Consider the following 22912-nt stretch of genomic DNA (forward strand, 5'->3'; position numbering starts at 1 on the left):
AGATGTGGAAATAAAAAACCTGTAGAGCGATCTACAGGTTTTTTTGATAGGAGCATTTGGCATACGCATCATGCTGGTGGATGGATTCCTCATTACGACACTCGACTTGAAAGCCTCTGATCCATGGCTGCTCATATAATTCAATGGCAATTAACCTTGTGATATCTTCTACAAAGCGCGGATTTTCATAAGCCTCTTCTGTCACTTTCTTTTCATCAGGTCTTTTGAGCACGGGATAAAGCGGTGCGCTCGCATTGGACTCAATGATATGTAAAAGAGCGGTCTTGATGTCGTCAGGGAGCGCTACTTGTTCAAACAACTCTACTTGAATGGAAACAGACCCACGCTGATTATGGGCACCATATTCACTGATTTCTTTGGAACAGGGACATAATGTCGTGACCTGTGCATCGCACCCAACGTGACAGGTCCATCCGTCCTTTTCATGAAAATGGACGTCATATTTGACAGTTGCATGCATCAAGCCTGACCGCCCGGTGACTGGACTCTGTTTTTCCATGTACCATGGAAATGAAACTTGAATGGAAGCAGAGGATTGATTCATTTTCCGGGCGAGCGCTGCCGTCAATTCTTTTAGGGTATTCACATCAAGAGGCTTGCTGCTCTCATAAAACGAGTGCAGCTGTTCAGTGAGACGGCTCATATGAATGCCTTTTTGATGGGCTGGCAGGGATGTGCTCAGTGAGAATTCAGCAGTGGTTGTTTGGCGCTGTGGTGCTGTTTTAGATACGATATGTATGGGATAGGACATGCGGCAGATCCCGACTTGTTCAAGATGAAAATAAAAGTCCTGCTCTGTTTTTTGAATGTCAGACATGTCCTCTTTTTGCCAAGGCTTTGTGCCAAGACTTGGCGGTACTGATCCAAATAGCTGGTGCCGTTCTACTTTAGGTGGAAATGAGCGCATATAGTACCTCCTATAAATCGTAATTATTACTATTTATTTTGCGATAACATATGAAATAAATCAAGTGTTAAAACTTTGACGTTTACGTTAAGGTTATAAAGGTGTATAATAAAACATGAATTGATGAGCAGGAGGCACTGGCGATGGAATGGATGAAAATTGATCAAGTGGCGAAAAGAAGCGGACTGACAAAACGGACGATTCGTTTCTATGAAGAGATTGGTTTATTATCAGCACCAAAGCGGACTGAGGGCGGTGTCAGACTTTACTCAGAGGACGATATGGAAGAGCTAGAGAAAGTGATGCAGGCAAAAGAGGTACTCGGTTTTTCTTTACAGGAGCTTCAATCGTTTATGGAAATCGGAAAGCAGCTAGAGTTGAATAAAGAAGGCTACTTGCTGTCGCTTGATCCGAAGGAACGATTAGAGAAGCTTTTAGATATTGATGCGCAGCTCAACATACAGCATCAATTGATAACAAAAAAGCTTGAAACGATTCAATCCTTTAAAAAGGATCTTGAAGCGATGAAAGAAAGAGCGGCTCATGCAATTGAGCAACTACAAAAATAAACACCTCTGCGTGTTTATTTTATTTTGTCAACATTTGAAGGAAAGGTTCTGATGGAATGAAGGAAGAAGAAGTGTTGAAACAGCGTACAAGTCTGCTTAGGCAGCCAAAAGCCGTTTGGGCTGTTGCCTTTGCGTGTGTGATTTCGTTTATGGGAATAGGACTCGTCGACCCGATCCTGCCAGCCATTGCATCGCAATTACACGCATCTCCAAGCCAGGTCTCTCTTTTATTTACAAGCTACTTACTTGTGACCGGCTTTGTGATGTTCTTTACCGGCTTTATTTCTAGTCGGATTGGTGCGAAATGGACGTTATTAGTTGGACTCATTTTTATTATTGTTTTTTCTGCTTTAGGTGGTACTTCTTCAACGATTAATGAATTAATTGGCTTTAGAGGCGGATGGGGCATTGGGAATGCTTTATTTATTTCAACTGCACTCTCTGTCATTGTTGGTGTATCTGTTGGAGGAAGTGCGAAGGCTATTATTTTATACGAGGCAGCACTAGGTCTTGGGATATCGGTTGGACCGCTGCTTGGCGGTGAGCTTGGCACAATTTCTTGGCGCGGGCCTTTCTTTGGTGTTGCCGTGTTAATGCTTATTGCTCTTTTAGCGATTACCTTTATGCTTCCACCTATGCAAAAGCCGCAGAAAAAAGTGAAATTATTTGAGGCTGTCGGGGCGTTAAAATATAAAGGGCTTTTAACGATGGCATCTGCCGCTTTCTTATACAATTTCGGTTTCTTTGTGCTTTTAGCGTATTCGCCATTTGTGCTCCATCTTGATGAGCATGGACTTGGATATGTCTTTTTTGGATGGGGGCTATTCTTGGCTGTGACCTCTGTCTTCTCAGCGCCAGTCATTCATCGCAAACTTGGGACATTGACCTCGCTTGTCGTTCTGTTTGCTTCGTTTGCTGTGATTTTATTCGGTATTGGGGTATGGACGTCTCATGCTGTGGTCGTGATCTGCGGAATTGTCATTGCTGGGGGAATTCTCGGTATGATCAATACAGTGCTCACGACAGCTGTGATGGGGTCAGCACCGGTTGAACGTTCAATTGCTTCATCCTCTTACAGTGCTGTACGATTTATTGGGGGCGCGATTGCTCCTTGGATTGCCGGAGTTCTCGCTGAATCCTATACAGCAAGTACACCTTATTATGTCGGGGCTGCTGTGGTTCTCTTAGGCATGATCATCCTCCTCCTTGGACGTAAGCATTTGGTGAATATCCAAGCAGGTCATTAATGAGAAAAAGCCTTATATCTTTAGAAGATATAAGGCTTTTTTGTCGTTATAATACTTTTGTTGTCCAAGATTCGCAATTCCAAGTTTCGGTTGCCACATCTTGATAAAATTCAGGTTCGTGAGAAATCAATAAGACGCTGCCTTTATATTCTTTTAACGCGCGTTTTAGTTCTTCTTTTGCATCGACATCTAAGTGGTTTGTCGGCTCATCGAGAACAAGTAAGTTGGTTTCTTCGTTGATCAGCTTGCAAAGACGGACCTTTGCTTTTTCTCCTCCACTTAAAACAGATACACGGCTTTCAATATGTTTTGTCGTTAATCCGCATTTTGCAAGAGCGGCTCTGACTTCATATTGCGTGTAAGAAGGGAAGGTGCTCCATACTTCTTCAATACAAGTATTGCTGTTCTGCTCTTTTACTTCTTGCTCAAAGTAGCCAATATGCAAGAATTCTCCACGTTCCACCTCACCAGAAATAGGTGTGATTTCCCCAAGAAGACTTCGGAGCAGCGTCGTTTTACCGATACCGTTAGCACCGTACAACGCAATTTTTTGCCCGCGTTCCATTTTCAAATTCAATGGGCGGGAGAGCGGTTCATCATAACCGATGACCAAATCTTTCGTTTCAAAAATCAGTTTCCCAGAAGTACGTGCCGGTTTAAAATGGAATTCAGGTTTTGGCTTTTCTGCTGCGAGTTCAATCATATCCATCTTATCCAGTTTCTTTTGGCGGGACATCGCCATATTTCTTGTGCTGACACGTGCTTTGTTTCTTGCGACAAAATCCTTTAGTTCAGCCACTTCCTGCTGCTGTCTTTTATAGGCTGCTTCGAGCTGCTGCTTTTTGACTTCGTACACTTGTTTAAATTGGTCGTAGTCGCCAACATAGCGCGTGAGTTCTTGATTTTCAACATGATAAATCAAGTTGATGACACTGTTTAAAAACGGAATATCATGTGAAATGAGGATAAACGCATTTTCATATTCTTGTAAATAACGCTTCAGCCACTCAATATGCTGCTCATCCAAATAGTTGGTCGGCTCATCGAGAAGGAGAATTTCTGGCTTCTCTAACAGCAATTTCGCTAGCAGCACCTTCGTACGCTGACCGCCGCTGAGCTCCGTCACATCACGGTCCAGCCCGAGATCCGTTAAGCCAAGACCTCTTGCAATCTCCTCGACCTTAGAATCAATGATATAGAAATCATTGTTTGTCAGTGCATCCTGAATGACGCCCACTTCCTCTAACAGCTTTTCCAGCTCATCAGGATCGGCTTCACCCATTTTGCCATAAATGTCATTCATCGCGGCTTCCATTGAAAATAAATAATGGAATGCATCCTGAAGGACTTCACGGATCGTTCTTCCCTTTTCTAGCACGGTATGCTGATCAAGATAGCCGACACGGACATTTTTTGCCCATTCGACTTTTCCTGCATCTGGCTCCAGCTTGCCAGTAATAATATTCATAAACGTTGACTTTCCTTCACCGTTGGCGCCGATTAAGCCGACATGCTCGCCTTTTAATAAACGGAAGGACACTTCGTGGAAAATGGCTCTGTCGCCAAAGCCATGACTTAAATCTTTAACAGATAATATCATTTTTTACACCTCAAATAGATTCAAAACGGCTAGTGCCTCTCATGATTATATCGAACTGTCCGGCTCGATAAAAGCATCAAAAGAAAAATTGCGTTTCAAAGCTGATTTTGAGATACTAAAGGATAGATTGAATGAGGATAAAGGAGATCGACATGACGGAAAATTGGGCATTTTTGAAAGAAGCAAAGCCATTTATTCAAGAGAACTTTCAAGCGGCTGGCTTCGAAAAACCAACAGCTATACAAGAAAAAACAGCAGAGTGGATTACGGAGAAGCGTGATGTGATCGCAGAATCGCCAACTGGAACGGGGAAGACACTTGCGTATGTTCTGCCGCTTTTAAATAAAATTGATGTCAATATCAAGCATCCGCAAGTCTTAATCTTGGCACCTTCAAGAGAGCTTGTGATGCAAATCTTTGATGTCGTGCAAGAGTTCAAACAAGGATCAGACATCAAAGCGGTTTCCTTGATTGGTGGAGCGAACATCAAGAAGCAGCAAGAAAAGCTAAAGAAACACCCGAACATCGTTGTGGCGACACCTGGCCGAGTACAAGAATTAATCAAAATCAAGAAACTGAAAATGCATGAAGTCAAAACGATCGTATTAGACGAAGCAGATCAACTTCTTGTGCCAGAGCATATGAAAACGATCCAAGCGATCATTAAGTCCACATTAAAAGAAAGACAAATCCTTTGTTTTTCTGCCACGTTGAAAGAAGAAACCGTTCAGCTGATCAAAGAAATGACATCTGAACCAGAAGTATTGAAAATTGCTAGAAGTGAGGAAGAAGCGCAGAAAGTGGGTCACTATTATCTGTTATGTGATCAGCGTGACAAAGTGAAACTACTGCAAAAGCTATCACGGCTTGAGGACATGCAGGCGCTCGTTTTTGTGCGTGACATTACGAACTTAAGCATTTATGCAGAGAAATTAGCGTATCACCATGTCGACCTTGGTGTCCTTCATAGTGAAGCAAAAAAAGCTGAGCGTGCTGTAATATTAAAATCATTTGAACAGCGTGAATTCCCGCTCCTCCTTGCAACAGATATTGCAGCAAGAGGAATCGATATTGATGACCTGCCATATGTCATTCATGCAGATATGCCAAATGAAGAGGGCTACATCCACCGTTCAGGCAGAACCGGACGTGCTGGAAAAGAAGGCGCAGTCATCAGTCTTGTCACACCTCAAGAGCAATCAATGCTGAAAAAAATGGCGAAAAAGCTAAATCTTTCGCTTGAAGAAATTGTGTATAAGCAAGGCCAGCTGCAGCTTGCGCCCAAGCAGGCATAAGAAAAGGACCCTCCATGTGGAAGGGTCCTTTTTGTTATGAAATTTTGACAAGCTGTTTTCCGACATTTTCTCCTTTGAATAGTCCAAGGAATGCATCAGGAATGTTATCAAATCCTTCAATGATTGTTTCTTTATATGTGAGTTTGTCTTCTTTTACCCATTGTGCGAGATCCTTCGCTGCCTCTCCAAAACGATCTGAATAGTTGGCAACGATGAAGCCTTGCATCAATGCGCTTGTTTTGATGAGTTTTGTTTGCACACGAGGACCGATATCTTCGCTTGCACTAATATTATAAGAAGAAATGGCACCGCATACTGGAATGCGTGCAAAACGGTTCAAATGATTCATCACCGCATCTGAAATTTCGCCGCCTACGTTGTCAAAGTACACATCAACGCCGTTAGGACAGGCTTTTGCAATCGCATCATCTAAATCATTCGTTGTTTTATAATTAATCGTTTCATCAAAGCCTAATTCTTTTAAATAAGCGAGTTTATCATCAGATCCGGCAATTCCCACGACGTGTGCGCCTTTGATCTTAGCGATTTGTCCCACAACGGAACCAACGGCACCTGCGGCTCCAGAAATGACAACCGTCTCGCCTTCTTTTGGCTGGCCAATCGCAAGCAGGCCAAAGTAAGCGGTTTGCCCTGGCATCCCCAAGATGCCTAAATAATAGGACAATGGCGCAATGGACGGATCAATTTTAGTCAGAGATTCAGCTTTGGCAGTGGAATATTCTTGCCAGCCAAGGAAACCAAGGACAAAATCACCCTTTTCAAATTGAGGCGATTTCGACTCAACGACTTCTCCGACGACACCGCCCTGAATCACTTCATTTAGCTTGAACGGAGGTGTATAGGATTTTGTATCCTGCATTCGTCCTCTCATATAAGGATCTACAGAAACATATTTCGTTTGAATCAAGACCTCTCCATCTTGCGGTACAGGTATATCTACTGTTTCAAAATGAAAAACATCTTTTGTAGGTAATCCTTTTGGACGTTTAGCTAATTGAATTTGCTTTTGTTGACTCATGTCAAATCCTCCCTTTCACTTACAGCCTAGATTTACATTAACATGATGCTTCTTTTCGTTCAAAACATACGGTCTTTTCAAAACACACACAAAAAAGCAGCCGCCATCTCATCGAAGGGGACTACTTTTTCTGAAAAGATACAGAGAGGAGCGGCGGGAGACAGCCAAACAGCTGATACACATCCGCATCACGTTCTTTTAACAAATATTCGTTTGCATTTTGCATGGAGGCCTTCATCATATCGCGCGTCACAAAAGGAAAAAGGATATTCAAATATGAGGACAACAGGTCTTGTGGATCTTGTTCAATTGACTCGATATCTCCAATGTTAATAATGATGGAAAAGAGATAATCAATGGAGATGCGAAAGTGCTGTTCGGCAAACAATGTAAGCGGCTTTGTATTCGCTTCTTCAGGATTCCACTTTTGAAAAAGCTGTTTCACCAAATCACTGACAACCCAAGCATTAAACTGCTGCTCCGCTGAAAAGTAATACATCAGCTCTCCCTCATTTCTAGCCTCCAGTATAAGAATTGTACAACAAATCCACAGGAATGAACACGATATTTCAGAAAATTTAGTCACTTTAACAGGCTTTTTGTCAAAAATAAGTCGATAGGCATGGTATGCTCATTAAGCAAATTGGATGTGCTCTTGTAAGGTTTAATGTCAAAAGTGACGGGTAAAAGATTCGTAAGACGTTAAAGGAGGAATATAAAATGAAACCTGTTGTAAGAGAGTATTCAAATGATGAAACACTTCAAAGAGATGTAGAGCAATTAAAATCGATCGGTGTTGCAAGAGAGGACATTTATGTTCTATCCCATGACGATGATCGAACAGAGCGTATTGCAAATAATGCAGATGCCAATACGATAGGCTCAAGAGAAGTTGGACTTAAACATGCGGTCGGGAACATCTTTAGTAAAAAGGGAGATGAGCTCCGCAATAAAATTCATGAAATTGGTTTCACCAAAGAAGAAGCTGAGACATTTGAAGAACATTTAGATGAAGGGAAAGTGCTTCTCTTTGTCACAGATCATGAAAAAGTGAAAAACTGGGCGTAAACGCCAACTGAAAAAGCCTCTTACTTTTGTAAGGGGCTTTTTTTCATGCCTCCATGTCTGAAGGAGAGACATATATCTTTTTTACGATAAAAAACAAATACAGAAGTATGGAATAAATAGTAAACTCTCTAATTGAAAATGCCGCTATACCAAAGAAAAACATGGGGAATCAGAAAAAATAGTCGAAATATCACAAAAAATCATTCGGGAAATAATTATTGTATCTTTCTATTTTGATTTAAAATTAAATAAAAAACTTGTGTAATTTAGTAGATAAATTTCTTAGTTCTATTGGTTTAAATTGTATTTTTGTGTAGAAATGATTGTTTTAAGGTCAAAAAACCACGAAAAATACCTGTATTTTCAATTAGAAAATTCATTTTAATGTTTAGGAAATAATTTGTTGACAAAATAAACTAAAAACAATATATTTGGCTTATTCCAGTCATTATGGAATTAGTTGTTAAATTTCTGACGAGTTTATTCGGAGCATCACTTAGTGAAAGGGGGTGGCAGAAACCAAGGCCTAAGCGCCTTTAAGTTACAAAAGTGTCTACTAAAACAAAAAAAGAATCATTTACTTGAAAAAAAATGATAGTCATTCTAAACAGTAGATTGGTTTTTCTACTATGAACACTTTGCAAGAGATAGTCAAAAGGCGTTAAGTCCTTATACAAAAGGGAAAGCGGTTTCAATAAAGGGTGTGAATTGATCGAACGGTGAAGGAGGTGATCTCATATGAAAAAAAGAGAGAACAAGCTGAGGCGAGGCGGCCTTCAAACGGCTGCATATGAGGAGGATGAATGCTGAAAAAGAAGAGTGAACATGTGGGATGCTTCTCTCCTTTTTCAGACAAACAGATTTTCCTAAAAAATCCATCTTTCATTTTAACATAAGGTTTTTGGCTTGAAAACCACCTTTGTCCGAAAAGGCGATTGTGAATTGAAGGAGGTTTCATGATGAAAAAGGCTTTGTACCATGAAGACAGTGGTTTGTATTTAGAAAAGATGCGCATGGCATTCCAAGAGCATTATGAGCAAAGAACAGATATGTGGTCCACTGATCCATCCTTAACAGACGCAGCAGTGATGTCATTAAAGGCATGGCGTTCAAGGGAAAAGAATGCACTTGCTTCTGTACTGGATATCGGGTGCGGCAACGGCCGTGCACTTGAACATTTAAGCGGGCTTTCCGCATATGTCGGTATCGACCTGTATGAGCATGAGGAGTGGGAAGGGTTACAGAAAAGAGAAACAGTTCCTGTCCACTTTGTTCATCAAGATTTTATGTCATGGTCCATGGATCAGGAACGCGGGATGCAATTTGATTTGATTTTAGATCATGGTTGCTTTCATCATCAACATCCTGATGATCATGAACGTTATTTAAAACAGGTCTCTTCTTTACTTCATGAAGGCGGTGTCTTTTCACTTGTTGTCTGGGGAGAAGAGTGGAAAACAGGATTAATCGGAGAAGATGGCCGTTTTCATTTTTCGTTTTCAGATTCTCAGCTTGGCGAAAAAATTTGTACATCAGGTCTTGAGCTTGTATCCATATCACCATTACAAGCGAAGGCCGGAATATGCCAGCATCATGTCATTGCCGTCAAAATCTAGTACAAAGGTGAGTGATTCAAAGCTAGCAGAGGTGTTCAAGTTAAGAAAGAGCGTCTGCCAATCAAGGGCGTTTGCTGCTCTGACAAAAAAGCATATGAACCAAGATTTCTGCTCCTTTGTACTGGAAATGGACAAGGTCTAAAGCGATGAGAGACACTGCACATTCATTTCCTTCTGCGGGAGCACACAGGCAGAGGGAGTGCGTACACATATTCATCACTCCATCACTGCGCTATGGGTGCAGTGATGAATAGGGGGGAGACAAATGAACAAGTTTGTAGATGAATTACAATCAATGATTCATCATTTTACCTTTCAAGAAAAACACTATTTGCTCGTGGGGCCTGTGAATTTGCCAATTTCCATTCAACATGAAGAAGTGCCATTTAAGTGGTATGCCTTCGCACCTGTTGAACGGGATACAAAACCAACGATCGAATCGATTGTCCAAATGAGTACCGCGCAGCAAACCTTTTCCTCTTGTCTCTTATTTGGCGACTTTGAAAATGAACGGCCGCCGCTTGTGCGAATCCATAGTGTCTGCCAAACAGGTGATGTGTTTGGGTCACTGAAATGTGACTGTGGTCCACAGCTTGCATTATCACTGAAGAAAATCACCGATTACGGAAAAGGCATGCTTGTGTATATGGCCAATCAAGAAGGGCGGTCTATTGGGCTGATGGCAAAAGCATTGACGTATAAATTACAGGAAATGCAGCTGGATACTTTTGAAGCCAACCGTCTGATCGGCTGCGGGGATGATGATCGGCATTACGAGGAAGCAGCAGCAGTTCTGCACTATTTAAACAAAGGGAAACCATTGCATTTACTAACGAACAATCCGGATAAAGTCGATTCTATTGCAGCTTACGGTCTTCCTGTTTTGCGGTTTGATCATACGGTCGAAGCCTCTCTCTACAATGAAGCCTATTTAAAGGCAAAAGCAGCCTCAGGGCATATGGTCGATGAGAAGAAATTAATTAATCAATAGACGAGTTTATTGAAAGAAGGCGGGAGAAAAGCGTGAAACCTGATATCAATTGGATTCAAATTCCAAGCGGCTATGCAACGATTGGAAGTAATGAAGAAGATATGAAAAAGGCATCAGAATACTGGAAGGACAAGCTGCTCAATCCAACCTACGGCCGTGAGAAAAAGTTTCAAAAATGGCTGTACAAAGAATTTCCATCCTATCAGCCGTATATCAACGAATTTTTTATCTCAGATACGGTCGTCAGCAATGAACTGTATCAAAGCTATTGTAATGAAACAGGACAGACATACCCAGAGAGCTTAACGAACGAAGAGCTTGGCGGGGGAAAAGATCATCCAGCTTGGGGCATGGACATTGAGGAAGCCTTCTCGTTCTGTCAGTGGCTGAGCGGGAAACTGGGGATGGATGTGTCGATTCCTACGGAAGAAGAATGGGAGTATGCTGCCCGGGGAAACACGAGAAATCAATATCCATGGGGAGATGAGTTTGATCCTTCTTACTGCAATACGCACGAATCAAATATTGAAAAAACGACGCCTGTCCGTCATTACGAAAAGGGCAGATCCTTATTTGGTCTTTATGATATGGGGGGCAACGTCGAGGAATGGGTCAACACCAAATATCATGTATATGAAGGCGGCATCGAGGTCGTCGATGATTTAACGGAAACACTCGGAAGTGACTACTACATTTTAAAAGGCGGCTCCTTCGCAAGAGGTGGAGATTTATGCAGAGTCGCAAGAAGACACGGGAAGCACCCAGATCCCGTTTTTCGATTTACTGGTTTTCGTTTAGTGACTCGTCAAAAACAACATATAAAGGTGGGAGTGTAAAACCATGCATAGAGGACCAATTACATCTGTTTTATCAACTCAGCACGACCAAATTGTTTACACTGGCGGCTATGACCGTTGTATTTATCAGTGGAACCGGGAGACAGGAGAAGGAACGTTCATTGGCAGTCACGAGCATATCATTAACTCAATATCTCTTTCTGAAAACGGAAAGTATTTAGCGAGTGCATCGTCAGACTATACCATTCAATTATATGATACAGGCACAAATACACGAATCCGCACGTTGTTTGGTCATGCGGATGATGTAGAAGCCGTCGCTTTTGCGAAGCAGGATACTTTGCTTGTATCCGTATCCAGAGATAGAAGATGCTTAGTGTGGGATATCGAAACGGGTGCTATTTTAAGAGAATTCCATGGTCATAGCAAAGATGTATTAGCTGTATGGATACATGGTGATAAAGCTTACACAACAGGTGATGATGGATACGTCCTTGTATGGCTGTATGAGACCGGAGAAATTGTAGGGGAAATCGGCCCGTTTGATTATGAACTGGATACGATCAGCGGCAGCAATCAAAAAGAAGTATTCGCACTTGGCAGAGATGATGGCACCGTTATTATTTACGATGCGGCGACTTTACAGGAGAAGAAAATCATCAAAGCCCATTTACAGGGTGTCAAGCGCGTGAATTTTTCTCCAAGCGGCAATTACTTGCTGACAGCAGGCTACGACCATTTAATTAAGCTGTGGAATTATGAAACCGGTGATTTAGTCGATACGCTGCTGCCTCATAAATATCAGTGGGAGCGCTCGCTTGTCTGGACAGAGGATGAGAAGTCAATACTAGGAGCCAGCTTTGGAAAAACATATTGTGAATGGTCGATTGAAAAGGGCAAAGTCATATCAGATGAGATCGAAATGGCGACACCATCTATCAATGACATTGCGCTGACTGATGCAGGTGATATTATTACCGCATCAGATGATGGAAAATTCAGAAAAAATGGAATGGAAATTGCTAAATCAACGGGCGTTTTAACGAATGGAGTAGCTGTTGCACGGGATGGAAGCTATTATGCGTGGGGAGACCATGCAAGTCAGGTGCATATTGTTCATGAATCATTACAGCAAATGGTTTCGTTTGATCTCAACACAGGTCCGGTCAACAGCGTGTATTTCCACGAGGAGGATCGTCAATTTTATATTGGAACTTACGGCGGTTATGTCCATGTCATTTCAACAGAACACTTAAAGGAAATCGGCCGTTCCAAAGCACACGATTGTGCGGTCAAAGCATTAAAGGTAGAAGGAGATCATATCATCACAGCAGCGGTTGAAGGAACCATCTGTCTTTTAGATAAAAAGAGTTTATCCTTAAAAGCGGAATACATCGGTGCGACAGAGCTGTTAAATGATGTCTTTATTGATAGTAAACGAGACCGTATCGCCATTGTCAGCCGTGACAAGAATGTGAGATTGTTTGATTTGCATACTGGAAGAATTTTAGACCAGCATAACGAACACCAGTATTCGATTAAATCGGTCACAGTCACAGACTCTGGCTATATTGTAAGCGGCGATTATTGGGGCTATATCGTAGTGTGGAATCCAGAGCTGGATGTCAACACCGGCCCAATTAGAATTGCCAAAAATGGGATTAGTGCCATCAGACAATTAGGCAATGATGTATACGCAAGCTCATACGACGGCGGGATTTATCACGTTCGAGAAGATGGGACGCATACCGAAGTACTACGCTTATTCGAACAATTTCCGAAAGAAGTAATCTCTCATTAAGAAAAAGAATGTAAGCGGGGGATTCTCATGATAAGTGTTTGCAAGGAACATATGAAAAAAGGTCTGTCTGTACTCAATTGTCCGCATGTGCTCCTCATTAATAAATATGAATGTCGCAAATGCTGTTTTTGTAAACAACGAGCATCTTATAAACTTTTTTATTCCTTGCCTTACTATGATCGATCTGAAAAGAAACGGATGGAAAAAATATAGCACATGAGAATAGAACTCCTTCATTTCCTGAAGGAGTTCTTTCCCTTGAAAGAGAGGAAAGGAGACTTACATGAAAGACGATGTTTTTTATATGAAGCTAGCGATTGCCAACGCAAAAGTCATGAAAGGACAAACCTCACCAAATCCGCTTGTCGGGGCAGTAGTAGTCAAAAAAGGTGAGATCGTCGGAATTGGTGCTCACATGAAGGCGGGCGAACCGCATGCTGAAATTCATGCGCTGCAAATGGCAGGAGAAAAGGCGAAGGGAGCTCATCTATATGTGACGCTCGAACCTTGTTCGCATCATGGAAAAACAGGTCCTTGCTCAGAAGCGATAATAAAGAGCGGGGTGAAACGTGTGGTCATTGCCACTGGGGACCCAAATCCGCTTGTAGCAGGTAAAGGGGTCACAATGTTGAAACAAGCAGGGATAGAAGTAGAAGAAGGGATATGTAAACGGGAAGCGGACAGCTTAAATCTTCCTTTTTTTCATTCCATACAATCAGATATTCCATATGTCATATTAAAAACAGCCATTTCGTTAGACGGGAAAATTGCAACAGCTCATCAAGAAAGCAAATGGATTACGGGAACAGAAGCGAGGAATGAAGTGCAGCAATTACGTCAAGAAGCAGATGCTGTGATAACAGGCGTCGAAACCATTATTCAAGATGATGCAGGTCTTATTGTAAAAGATTCATTCGTGACACAGCCCATTCGTGTCATTTTAGATTCCACCTTAAGGATTCCGCTTCATGCGAAATGTTTAAACGATCATATGGCAGAAACCATTATTTGTACCTCAAACAAGTACGATCAAAAAAAATATCATCAACTGATGCAAAAAGGAATTCAAGTATTTGTCACAGGCGGAGAAAATCGGACAGATCTTCATGCAGTGTTACGTATGTTGAAAAAGCGTTCTGTGATGTCGGTACTTGTGGAGGCGGGAGGAAGTGTGAGTGCATCCTTTTTAGAAGCATCACTTGTGAACGAAGTCATTATTTATATGGCACCATTATTAATTGGAGGGAAAGATGCACCTACTTTCTTTGAAGGAGAAGGTGCGAGAACATTACAAGAAGCCATCCGTCCAATAGATATGGATTATAGTATGGTAGGAAAAGATTTAAAAATGACGATGAGACTTTAATGAAAGAAAGACCTTGTACATGAAGTGCAAGGTCTTTTGATTAATAAAAAAATAAAAGTGTACATACACCTTTCTAAGTCATGATGAATACGATGGATGGGGGTGATTCCATGAAAAGATGTAGGCAATGTGGTAAGACATATCCAACTCATTCGACAGACCACTACCAAAAAGGAAGCTGGTATGATGCGTATAAGGATGATGGCTGGGAATGTGATAGTTGTAAGAAAGGGAAATCAGAAAAGCCAAGGAAACCAGTGAAAAATCCTTGCTGCGGAAAAGATCCTTGTGTTTGTGTGATTCAAGGTCCGCCAGGCGGGAGAGGAAGAAGAGGCCCAGCCGGTCCGGCGGGTGCAGCAGGTCCAGCAGGTCCAGCGGGCCCAGCAGGTCCAGCAGGTCCAATCGGTCCAACAGGTGTAGGTTTAACAGGCATTCTGGCATTTGATCCAGCAGTAGCGCCAACCTATCCAGTAGGGCAAGTGGTGACATACGATGGCAGTACGTATGTGGTCAATTCAGCACCGCCATTAGGGACGCCTGATACATCACCGGACTATACGCTTTTAGCTGCTGCAGGAGCAACAGGTACAGGACCAACAGGTGTTACGGGAGATCCCGGTCCGACTGGGGCAACCGGCGCTACCGGTGTAGGTCTAACTGGAGTTGTTCCGTTTGATGCGGCAGCGGCACCAGGGTATCCAGTAGGTCAAGTGGTGACATATGAAGGCGAGACGTATCTTGTAAACACAGCATCGCCAACAGGTACACCCGATACTTCCCCAGATTATACGCTTTTAGCTGCTGCAGGAGCGACAGGAGTTACGGGCGCCACCGGCACAGGAGCAACCGGAGCCACAGGTGAAACGGGAGCGACCGGCGTCACAGGAGCAACGGGGGAAATTGGTCCAACCGGCGCCACTGGAACAGGAGCAACCGGAGCCACAGGTGAAACGGGAGCGACTGGCGTCACAGGAGCAACGGGGGAAATTGGTCCAACCGGCGCCACCGGCACAGGAGCAACCGGAGCCACAGGTGAAACGGGAGCGACTGGCGTCACAGGAGCAACGGGGGAAATTGGTCCAACCGGCGCCACTGGTACAGGAGCAACCGGTGCAACAGGTGAAACAGGAGCAACCGGCGTCACAGGACCAACAGGTTTAACTGGGGTAACTGGTGAAACAGGGGCAACAGGAGTGACCGGAGCGACTGGAGTCGGTTTATCCGGAGTCGCAGCGTTTGATCCAGCAGTAGCGCCAACTTATCCAGTAGGTCAAGTGGTGACATATGAAGGAGGAACCTACCTTGTTAACACGGCGCCACCAACAGGCACACCAGATACGTCACCAGATTATACGTTATTGGCCGCTGCAGGAGCGACTGGCGTTACAGGAGCAACCGGTACAGGAGTCACGGGTTCCACCGGCGCAACAGGAGTGACAGGACCAACGGGAGAGGTTGGTCCAACCGGAGTCACTGGCGTCACAGGAGCAACAGGAGAAATTGGTCCAACCGGTGCCACTGGTGTTACGGGAGCGACGGGGGAAATTGGTCCAACGGGAGCTACTGGTACGGGAGCCACCGGTGAAACAGGTGCAACAGGGGTCACAGGAGCGACAGGAGAAACTGGTGCCACCGGCGTCACAGGACCAACAGGTGCAACAGGGGTAACTGGTGAAACCGGGGCAACAGGAGTGACTGGAGCGACTGGAGTCGGTTTATCCGGAGTCGCAGCGTTTGATCCAGCAGTAGCGCCAACCTATCCAGTAGGTCAAGTGGTGACATATGAAGGCGGAACATATCTGGTCAATACAGCACCGCCAACAGGCACACCGGATACTTCTCCAGACTATACGTTATTAGCAGCCGCAGGTGTTACCGGAGCCACCGGCGTCACAGGAGCAACTGGGGTAACCGGTGATACTGGAGTCACAGGAGTAACCGGAGCGACAGGAGCAACTGGTGTAACGGGTGATACAGGAGCAACGGGAGTCACGGGTACAGGAGTGACCGGAGCCACAGGAGATACAGGAGCGACCGGCGTCACAGGTGTTACTGGAGCAACGGGAGCAACGGGAGCAACTGGAGCCACCGGAGTAACGGGTGTAGGATTAACTGGCATCCTGGCGTTTGACCCAGCTACAGCCCCAACCTATCCAGTAGGTCAAGTGGTGACATATGAAGGTGGAACCTATGTTGTGAATACAACACCACCAACAGGTACACCAGATACGTCCCCAGACTATACGTTATTGGCCGCCGCAGGTATTACCGGAGCAACAGGAGTAACCGGGGCAACTGGGGTAACAGGTGATACAGGAGCAACGGGAGCAACAGGAGTAACCGGAGCAACTGGGGTAACGGGTGATACAGGAGCAACGGGAGTCACGGGTACAGGAGCGACCGGAGCCACCGGCGTCACAGGAGTAACAGGAGCGACCGGAGCCACTGGCGCCACGGGTTTAACAGGTGCAACTGGGGTAACCGGAGCAACAGGAGCAACGGGAGCAACGGGAGTAACCGGAGCCACTGGTGTTACGGGTGATACAGGAGCAACGGGAGTCACGGGTACAGGAGCGACCGGAGCCACCGGCGTCACAGGAATAACAGGAGCGACCGGAGCCACTGGCGCCACGGGTTTAACAGGTGCAACTGGGGTAACCGGAGCAACAGGAGCAACGGGAGTAACCGGAGCCACTGGTGTTACGGGTGATACAGGAGCAACGGGAGTCACGGGTACAGGAGCGACCGGAGCCACCGGCGTCACAGGAGTAACAGGAGCAACCGGAGCCACTGGCGCCACGGGTTTAACAGGTGCAACTGGGGTAACCGGAGCAACAGGAGCAACGGGAGTAACCGGAGCCACTGGTGCCACAGGTTTAACAGGTGCAACAGGAGTAACCGGAGCCACCGGCGTCACAGGTACCGGAGCGACCGGAGCAACAGGTCCAACAGGTGTGACAGGATCGAGTGCGATCATTCCATTTGCTTCAGGTACACCTGCTGTCCTGACAACAATTGCAGGCGGACTTGTTGGAACATCCAGTTTGATCGGATTTGGTAACTCAGCGACAGGTGTCAGTATTGTAGGCGGAGTTATTGATTTAACAGGCGCTGCGGGTACATTAATCAACATGGCGTTCTCAGTTCCGAGAGCTGGAACAATCACGTCATTTGCCGGCTATTTCAGCACAACAGCAGCTCTTTCTTTAGTTGGCACGAGTGTTACCGTAACGGCTAGTCTGTTCGCTTCACCGACACCAAATAACAGCTTTACACAAGTAGCGAGTGTCACATTAGCCCCAGCTTTAACTGGAGTTTTAACACTGGGTGCTATTTCAAACGGTATTGCGACTGGTCTAAATGTACCAGTCACACCTGAAACACGATTGCTTGTTGTATTCTCTGCATCAGCTACAGGTCTATCCTTAGTGAATACCGTAGCAGGCTATGCGAGTGCTGGTTTATCGATCACGTAATAGGTATACAGGGATGACTCGATTCTGAGTCGTCCTTTTTTGTTTGAAAGAATTTTCTCTTAACTTAGTAAGAAAAAATGATATCATTTTCTTAGAGTCTATTCGGGTGAATCTACTGAATTAGGGGTTGTGGCGGTGAGGATGGGCAAAAGGAAAGTTACTTTACAAACGAAAATTTTGGGGTTAATTATCGGGCTTTTGCTTGTTGTCATTGCATTATTAACCATTTGTTTTGGTTTTCTGCAGACATCGGAAAGGCAGGGACAAGCTGAACAGCTGGCGGTGCAGACTGCTAGAACGATATCATATATGCCGCCCATTAAAGCATCGGTGGCCGTGTCAGCTTCCCAAAATGAAGAACAGGCAGTGCTTGAGCAAATGAAGGAGCAAGTAAGAGCACATGCCATCTTTATTACCAATCGAAAAGGAAAGGTTCTTGTTCATACGAATCATGAGGACGTAGGAAAAACCATCAGTGTATCGGAAGGAAGAAGTACCCTCTTATTTGGAGGAACTTCTATATCAACTGATGATTCTAATGGTGAAACCGTTGTCAGAGGCAGTGCGCCCATTATGAAAGAAACAGAAGGGCATGAAGAAATTATTGGGACAGTCACCGTTGAATTTTTAAAAAAGGAAATCGATCAAGCGACAGCTCATCAGCTATTGAAGCTTAGCTATATTGCCCTTTTAGTGCTCTTGCCTGGCATATTCGGTGCGATTTTTTTAACGAAGAGTATTCGCAAAGATACATTAGGGCTTGAGCCGCATGAAATTGCTTCGCTGTATCGAGAAAGAGAAGCGATGCTGCTCGCTATAAAAGAAGGGATCATTGCGTTTGACCAGAAAGGCGCGATTACGATGATGAATACATCAGCTGAACATATGCTGCGCGTCTCAGCAGAACTGCCCCTGCATATTGATCAAGTCTTGCCAAATGCCAAACTTCTTCTCTATTTAAAGGCAGAGACGATTGAACCTAACATCGAAACCGTCGTCAATGATAAAACCTATGTTTTAAATGTGAAAAAGGTAATGCAGGACAATCGAGTATTCGGGGGGATTGTGAGCTTTAGGGAGAAAACCGAACTGACGAAGCTGCTGGATACATTAACAGAGGTCAGCCAATATTCAGAAGACCTGAGAGCACAAACGCACGAATTCTCAAATAAGCTGTATGCCATCTTAGGCCTGCTTGAGCTGAATCAAGTCGATGAAGCCATCGACTTAATTAAAGAAGAATATCATCTGCAAAACCGACAGCACGATTTACTCATGAAGCAGATTCGATCTCCTAAAATACAAGCGATCTTACTTGGCAAGTTAGGGAAAGCATCTGAGAAGAAAGTCCAATTTCACATTGATGAAAATAGCTCACTTGAGCCGCTCCCAGCACATTTAAGTCTATCTCACTTTATCACCATCATTGGCAATCTCGTAGACAATGCTTTTGAAGCTGTAATAAATAAGGAGAAGCGCGAGGTAGACCTATTCATCACAGATATTGGGTTTGATATTATCATAGAAGTGTCAGATTCAGGTGATGGAGTGAATGAAGAGGAACTGTCACAGATTTTCACAAGAGGCCATTCGTCAAAGGGAGAAGGACGAGGCTACGGGCTTGCGAATGTGAAAGAAGTATTGGACGAGCTTGGGGGCTGGATTGAAGTTGCGAACCAAAAAGAAGGCGGTGCCATCTTCACTGTATACATACCGAAAGGCACAAAGGGGGAATAGATGGTGATTAAGGTACTCATTGCGGAGGATGATTTTCGAATCGCTGCCATTCATGAATCTTATATACAAAAGATAGAAGGATTTAAGGTCGCCGGAAAGGCAAAGAGTGCAAAGGATATGTGGGAGGCGCTCCAAAGGGAGCAAGTTGATCTCATCTTACTTGATGTCTATATGCCTGATGAGCTCGGCACAAACTTGCTGCCGCTTTTAAGAGAACGCTGTCCTGAAGTAGATGTGATCATTATCACGGCTGCAACGGAAACGACGCTTTTAAGAGATGCACTTCATTACGGAGTGGTTCATTATTTAATCAAACCGGTAACTGCACAAAAGTTTGCACAAGTTTTAACCGAATATAAAGAAAAGAAAGACATCATCAATTCAAAGGATGAAGTCAATCAAACGATGATCGATCTGTTTTTTGGGCAAATGCAGGAAGAGCCAAAACAAAGGGATGACAGAGATCTCCCCACAGGCATCAATTCACTGACCTTGGATAAAGTGAAAACATTGATGGCATCAGAGAACAGCGGAATTACAGCAGAAGAACTCGGGGAAAAGATGGGCGCATCACGTACAACTGCGAGACGGTACGTAGAGTATCTCGTGACAACAGGGGAATGCCGGGCAGAGCTTGCATACGGAATCATTGGCAGACCTGAACGTAAATATTATCCTGCCAAACAAGCGGAGTCATAAAAGATGAAAAAAGGAATATTTTTTGTTATCGTGCTCGGCCTTTGTATCACGCTCACCTTTAATGAAAAAGAGGCCGGAGATTCTTTCCTTCAGCAAAGCTCCTTATATATTGTAGTGTCAGGTGTACCAGAGGGAGGATTTGACCAAACGGCTCAGGTGATGAAATCAGTGCTTGAACAAGAGAAGCTGGTGAACCGGCCTGTGAACATTCTTTATCAAAGAGGCGGAACAGTGGATAAAGGATGGACATACATGATGGAGCGAGAAGCTAACTATATCAGTTTAAATTCAAGCTTATTGTTAAGCCGTAACTTGCTTGGCAGCAGTAACGTGACGATGAATGATGTGACACCGCTGGCAATTCTTGCAGAAGAGTGGCAGGTCGTCGCAGTCCCAGTGGATTCTCCTTTTGCAAATGGGAAGGAGCTGTTACACGCACTCAAGAAAAAACCAGATTCCTTAAAAATTGGGTTTGCCCCTGACTTTGGAAATGATGATCAAATCTCATTCGCCCGGGCAGCAGAAATGGCAGGGATTGATCCATATCGCATTCAATTTCTGAAATTTGACAGTGCAGATGATTTATTTCAGGCGCTTATCGATCATGAGGTAGATGCAGCAACGACTACTATTACAGAGGTTCGTCATGATTATGAAAAAAAGAGGCTGAAGCTCGTAGCCACGACAACCAGCGAGCGCTTAGATGGATTTGAAGATGTGCCGACATGGAAAGAGCAGGGCATTCCGCTCTTCTTTTCCCATTGGCGCGGTGTGATGGGCCCTAAACAAATGAGTCAGCATGACATTCGTGAATGGGATCAGCTTCTTCAAAAAATGACGAAAACGAGGTTATGGAAAAAACGATTAAAGCAAAAGGGCTGGACAAGTCGTTATATGAACAGCAAAGAGGCAAAGATCTTTATGGAAGATCAATTAAGGCAATACGAGCAATTGATACAAGGAGAACAAGCGGTCGAGTGAGACCGCTTCCAGCATGTAGACAAACCCTTGCATTCGCCCGCATTCCTGTGTGCCGGTGCTCACGAATCTCACATTCGCTCCACTCCAGTACTCGTCTTTCCTAGACTTCTATCAAGAAGACAAAGGGCTAAAATAAACCCTTTGTTTTTTTCATGGAATGAAAAAGGCCAATGTTTGAACAAAATGAACAAAAAGCATTTATCGACCGAAAAAGAATTAAAATTCATAATATTTACTTCAATTCTCACCTCAGATATGATGACAAAAAGGGTTGGAAATGGGATACCAACACATTAATGAAAGCGTATACAACATAAGGGGTGAACAATATGTTAGCAATCTTAGGATTTCTTATGATGATAGTATTTATGGTTTTGATTATGACGAAACGTATGTCTGTTTTAACGGCATTGGTGTTAACACCGATTGCATTTGCTCTTATCGCAGGTTTTCATTTTACTGAAATTTCAGACATGATTGTCAAAGGTGTGCAGCAAGTAGCACCGACAGCGGTCATGATCATGTTTGCGATTTTGTACTTTGGCATTATGATTGATGCGGGTTTATTTGACCCAATGGTGGCGAAAATTTTAAAAATCGTTAAAGGCGATCCATTAAAAATCGTAGTCGGAACAGCTGTCCTGACGATGCTTGTTGCACTTGATGGTGATGGAACAACGACATATATGATTACAACAACAGCGATGCTTCCACTATTTACACTGCTTGGCATCCGACCAATTATTTTAGCCGGAATTGCCGGAGTTGGCATGGGAATTATGAATACAATTCCGTGGGGAGGAGCCACACCTAGAGCGGCGAGTGCACTTGGGGTCGATCCTTCACTTTTATTTGGCCCGATGATTCCAGTCATTGGTGCAGGGGTTCTCAGTATGATTATTGTTGCTTATTTTCTTGGAAAAGCCGAAAGAAAACGTCTTGGTGTCATTGAACTTGACCAGCCGATTCATGCAAATGAAATGGCAGCGGCACTGCAAGATGACATCAAACGACCGAAGCTTTGGTGGTTTAACCTGGCGCTGACTTTGTTATTGGTTCTGCTGCTTGTATCAGGTAAAGTCAGTTTAACTGTTCTATTTGTTCTTGCTTTCTGTGTGGCAATTATTGTGAACTATCCGAACTTGGAACAGCAGCGTGAGCGAATTGCGGCTCACTCCACAAACGTTTTAGCCATTGCCTCGATGATTTTTGCGGCAGGTGTTTTTACAGGTATTCTAACTGGAACGAAAATGGTTGATGAAATGGCGATTTCGATTGTATCTGCAATTCCAGAGCAGCTTGGCGGCTTTATTCCAGTCATTGTCGCATTAACAAGCGGGATCTTTACTTTCTTTATGCCGAATGATGCATACTTTTATGGCGTACTGCCGATCCTATCAGAAACAGCGGCAGCTTACGGTGTCGATAAAATTGAGATTGCCAGAGCCTCTATTATTGGTCAGCCGATTCATATGTTAAGTCCACTTGTTCCATCGACTCATTTACTTGTTGGACTTGTTGGCGTATCACTGGATCAGCATCAGAAATTTGGGATGAAATGGGCTGTGCTGGCGGTCGTCGCTATGACTGTCATGGCAGTTCTCATTGGGGCTATTTCCATCTGGTAAATAAAAAGTGTCTGCTGTGAGCAGACACTTTTTTTAGGTCATATTGCTGGGCAGGCTCCATTCATTTGCCCTAG

General features: G+C 44.0%; 18 protein-coding genes. 14 read left to right on the top strand and 4 right to left on the bottom strand.

Annotated elements, in window-relative coordinates; translation table 11 throughout:
- Positions 1–31: 31 nt before the first annotated feature.
- Positions 32–928 (bottom strand): GTP cyclohydrolase FolE2, encoded by an 897-nt coding sequence (gene folE2 / locus NST59_RS03660; RefSeq protein WP_144490796.1) that lies wholly within the window; start codon positions 926–928, stop codon positions 32–34.
- 143 nt (positions 929–1071) lie between these two features.
- Between folE2 and NST59_RS03665 the strand changes: the two genes are divergently transcribed.
- Positions 1072–1497, top strand: coding sequence for a MerR family transcriptional regulator (locus tag NST59_RS03665; protein WP_041087175.1), 426 nt, complete (start codon positions 1072–1074; stop codon positions 1495–1497).
- Positions 1498–1553: 56 nt separating this feature from the next.
- A complete protein-coding gene (locus tag NST59_RS03670) occupies positions 1554–2744 on the top strand; it encodes an MFS transporter (RefSeq protein ID WP_039177075.1) in 1191 nt (396 codons plus the stop codon).
- Between the two features lie 46 nt (positions 2745–2790).
- Here the strand turns inward: NST59_RS03670 and NST59_RS03675 are convergent, their stop codons facing one another.
- Entirely contained in the window at positions 2791–4344 is a 1554-nt protein-coding gene (locus tag NST59_RS03675) for an ABC-F family ATP-binding cassette domain-containing protein (RefSeq protein ID WP_024426645.1), read from the bottom strand.
- 152 nt (positions 4345–4496) lie between these two features.
- Here NST59_RS03675 and NST59_RS03680 point away from each other — a divergent pair, with 152 nt between their 5' ends.
- Positions 4497–5639 (top strand): DEAD/DEAH box helicase, encoded by a 1143-nt coding sequence (locus NST59_RS03680; RefSeq protein WP_058837808.1) that lies wholly within the window; start codon positions 4497–4499, stop codon positions 5637–5639.
- 34 nt (positions 5640–5673) lie between these two features.
- Here NST59_RS03680 and NST59_RS03685 read toward each other — a convergent pair whose 3' ends face one another.
- Together NST59_RS03685 and NST59_RS03690 are read right to left on the bottom strand one after the other, a co-directional pair.
- Positions 5674–6678, bottom strand: coding sequence for an NADP-dependent oxidoreductase (locus NST59_RS03685; protein ID WP_041108604.1), 1005 nt, complete (start codon positions 6676–6678; stop codon positions 5674–5676).
- 121 nt (positions 6679–6799) lie between these two features.
- On the bottom strand, positions 6800–7177 hold the full coding sequence (locus NST59_RS03690) for a YfmB family protein (RefSeq protein ID WP_039177083.1): 378 nt from the start codon (positions 7175–7177) through the stop codon (positions 6800–6802).
- Positions 7178–7398: 221 nt separating this feature from the next.
- On the opposite strand from NST59_RS03690, the gene NST59_RS03695 reads away from it, so the two are divergent.
- From NST59_RS03695 to NST59_RS03745, 11 genes are all read left to right on the top strand, one after another.
- Complete coding sequence (locus NST59_RS03695) at positions 7399–7746, top strand: general stress protein (RefSeq protein WP_039177084.1); 348 nt, start codon at positions 7399–7401, stop codon at positions 7744–7746.
- Positions 7747–8705: 959 nt separating this feature from the next.
- Complete coding sequence (locus NST59_RS03700) at positions 8706–9362, top strand: class I SAM-dependent methyltransferase (RefSeq protein WP_144490797.1); 657 nt, start codon at positions 8706–8708, stop codon at positions 9360–9362.
- A gap of 265 nt (positions 9363–9627) precedes the next feature.
- On the top strand, positions 9628–10353 hold the full coding sequence (locus NST59_RS03705; RefSeq protein WP_034282729.1) for a GTP cyclohydrolase II: 726 nt from the start codon (positions 9628–9630) through the stop codon (positions 10351–10353).
- Positions 10354–10385: 32 nt separating this feature from the next.
- The gene (locus NST59_RS03710; RefSeq protein WP_144490798.1) at positions 10386–11189 is read left to right on the top strand and encodes a formylglycine-generating enzyme family protein; all 804 of its coding nucleotides are present in this window, start codon (positions 10386–10388) and stop codon (positions 11187–11189) included.
- Positions 11190–11193: 4 nt separating this feature from the next.
- The gene (locus tag NST59_RS03715) at positions 11194–12951 is read left to right on the top strand and encodes a WD40 repeat domain-containing protein (protein ID WP_058837805.1); all 1758 of its coding nucleotides are present in this window, start codon (positions 11194–11196) and stop codon (positions 12949–12951) included.
- Positions 12952–13234: 283 nt separating this feature from the next.
- Positions 13235–14317 carry a bifunctional diaminohydroxyphosphoribosylaminopyrimidine deaminase/5-amino-6-(5-phosphoribosylamino)uracil reductase RibD gene (gene ribD, locus NST59_RS03720; protein WP_144490799.1) on the top strand — a complete coding sequence of 361 codons (1083 nt, stop codon included), beginning with the start codon at positions 13235–13237 and terminating at the stop codon, positions 14315–14317.
- Positions 14318–14427: 110 nt separating this feature from the next.
- On the top strand, positions 14428–17793 hold the full coding sequence (locus NST59_RS03725) for an exosporium glycoprotein BclB-related protein (RefSeq protein ID WP_341040147.1): 3366 nt from the start codon (positions 14428–14430) through the stop codon (positions 17791–17793).
- A gap of 141 nt (positions 17794–17934) precedes the next feature.
- Positions 17935–19530, top strand: a complete 1596-nt coding sequence (locus NST59_RS03730) for a sensor histidine kinase (RefSeq protein WP_064497712.1) — start codon at positions 17935–17937, stop codon at positions 19528–19530.
- Positions 19531–19533: 3 nt separating this feature from the next.
- Positions 19534–20229, top strand: a complete 696-nt coding sequence (locus NST59_RS03735; protein ID WP_025092679.1) for a response regulator — start codon at positions 19534–19536, stop codon at positions 20227–20229.
- A gap of 3 nt (positions 20230–20232) precedes the next feature.
- Positions 20233–21210, top strand: coding sequence for a tripartite tricarboxylate transporter substrate-binding protein (locus NST59_RS03740; RefSeq protein ID WP_144490800.1), 978 nt, complete (start codon positions 20233–20235; stop codon positions 21208–21210).
- Between the two features lie 329 nt (positions 21211–21539).
- Entirely contained in the window at positions 21540–22838 is a 1299-nt protein-coding gene (locus tag NST59_RS03745) for a citrate:proton symporter (protein ID WP_041087208.1), read from the top strand.
- Positions 22839–22912: the final 74 nt, after the last annotated feature.

Origin of the sequence: Bacillus sp. FSL R5-0439, from assembly GCF_038008805.1 — a bacterium.
In the GTDB taxonomy this organism is placed as follows: Bacteria; Bacillota; Bacilli; order Bacillales; family Bacillaceae; genus Bacillus; species Bacillus safensis.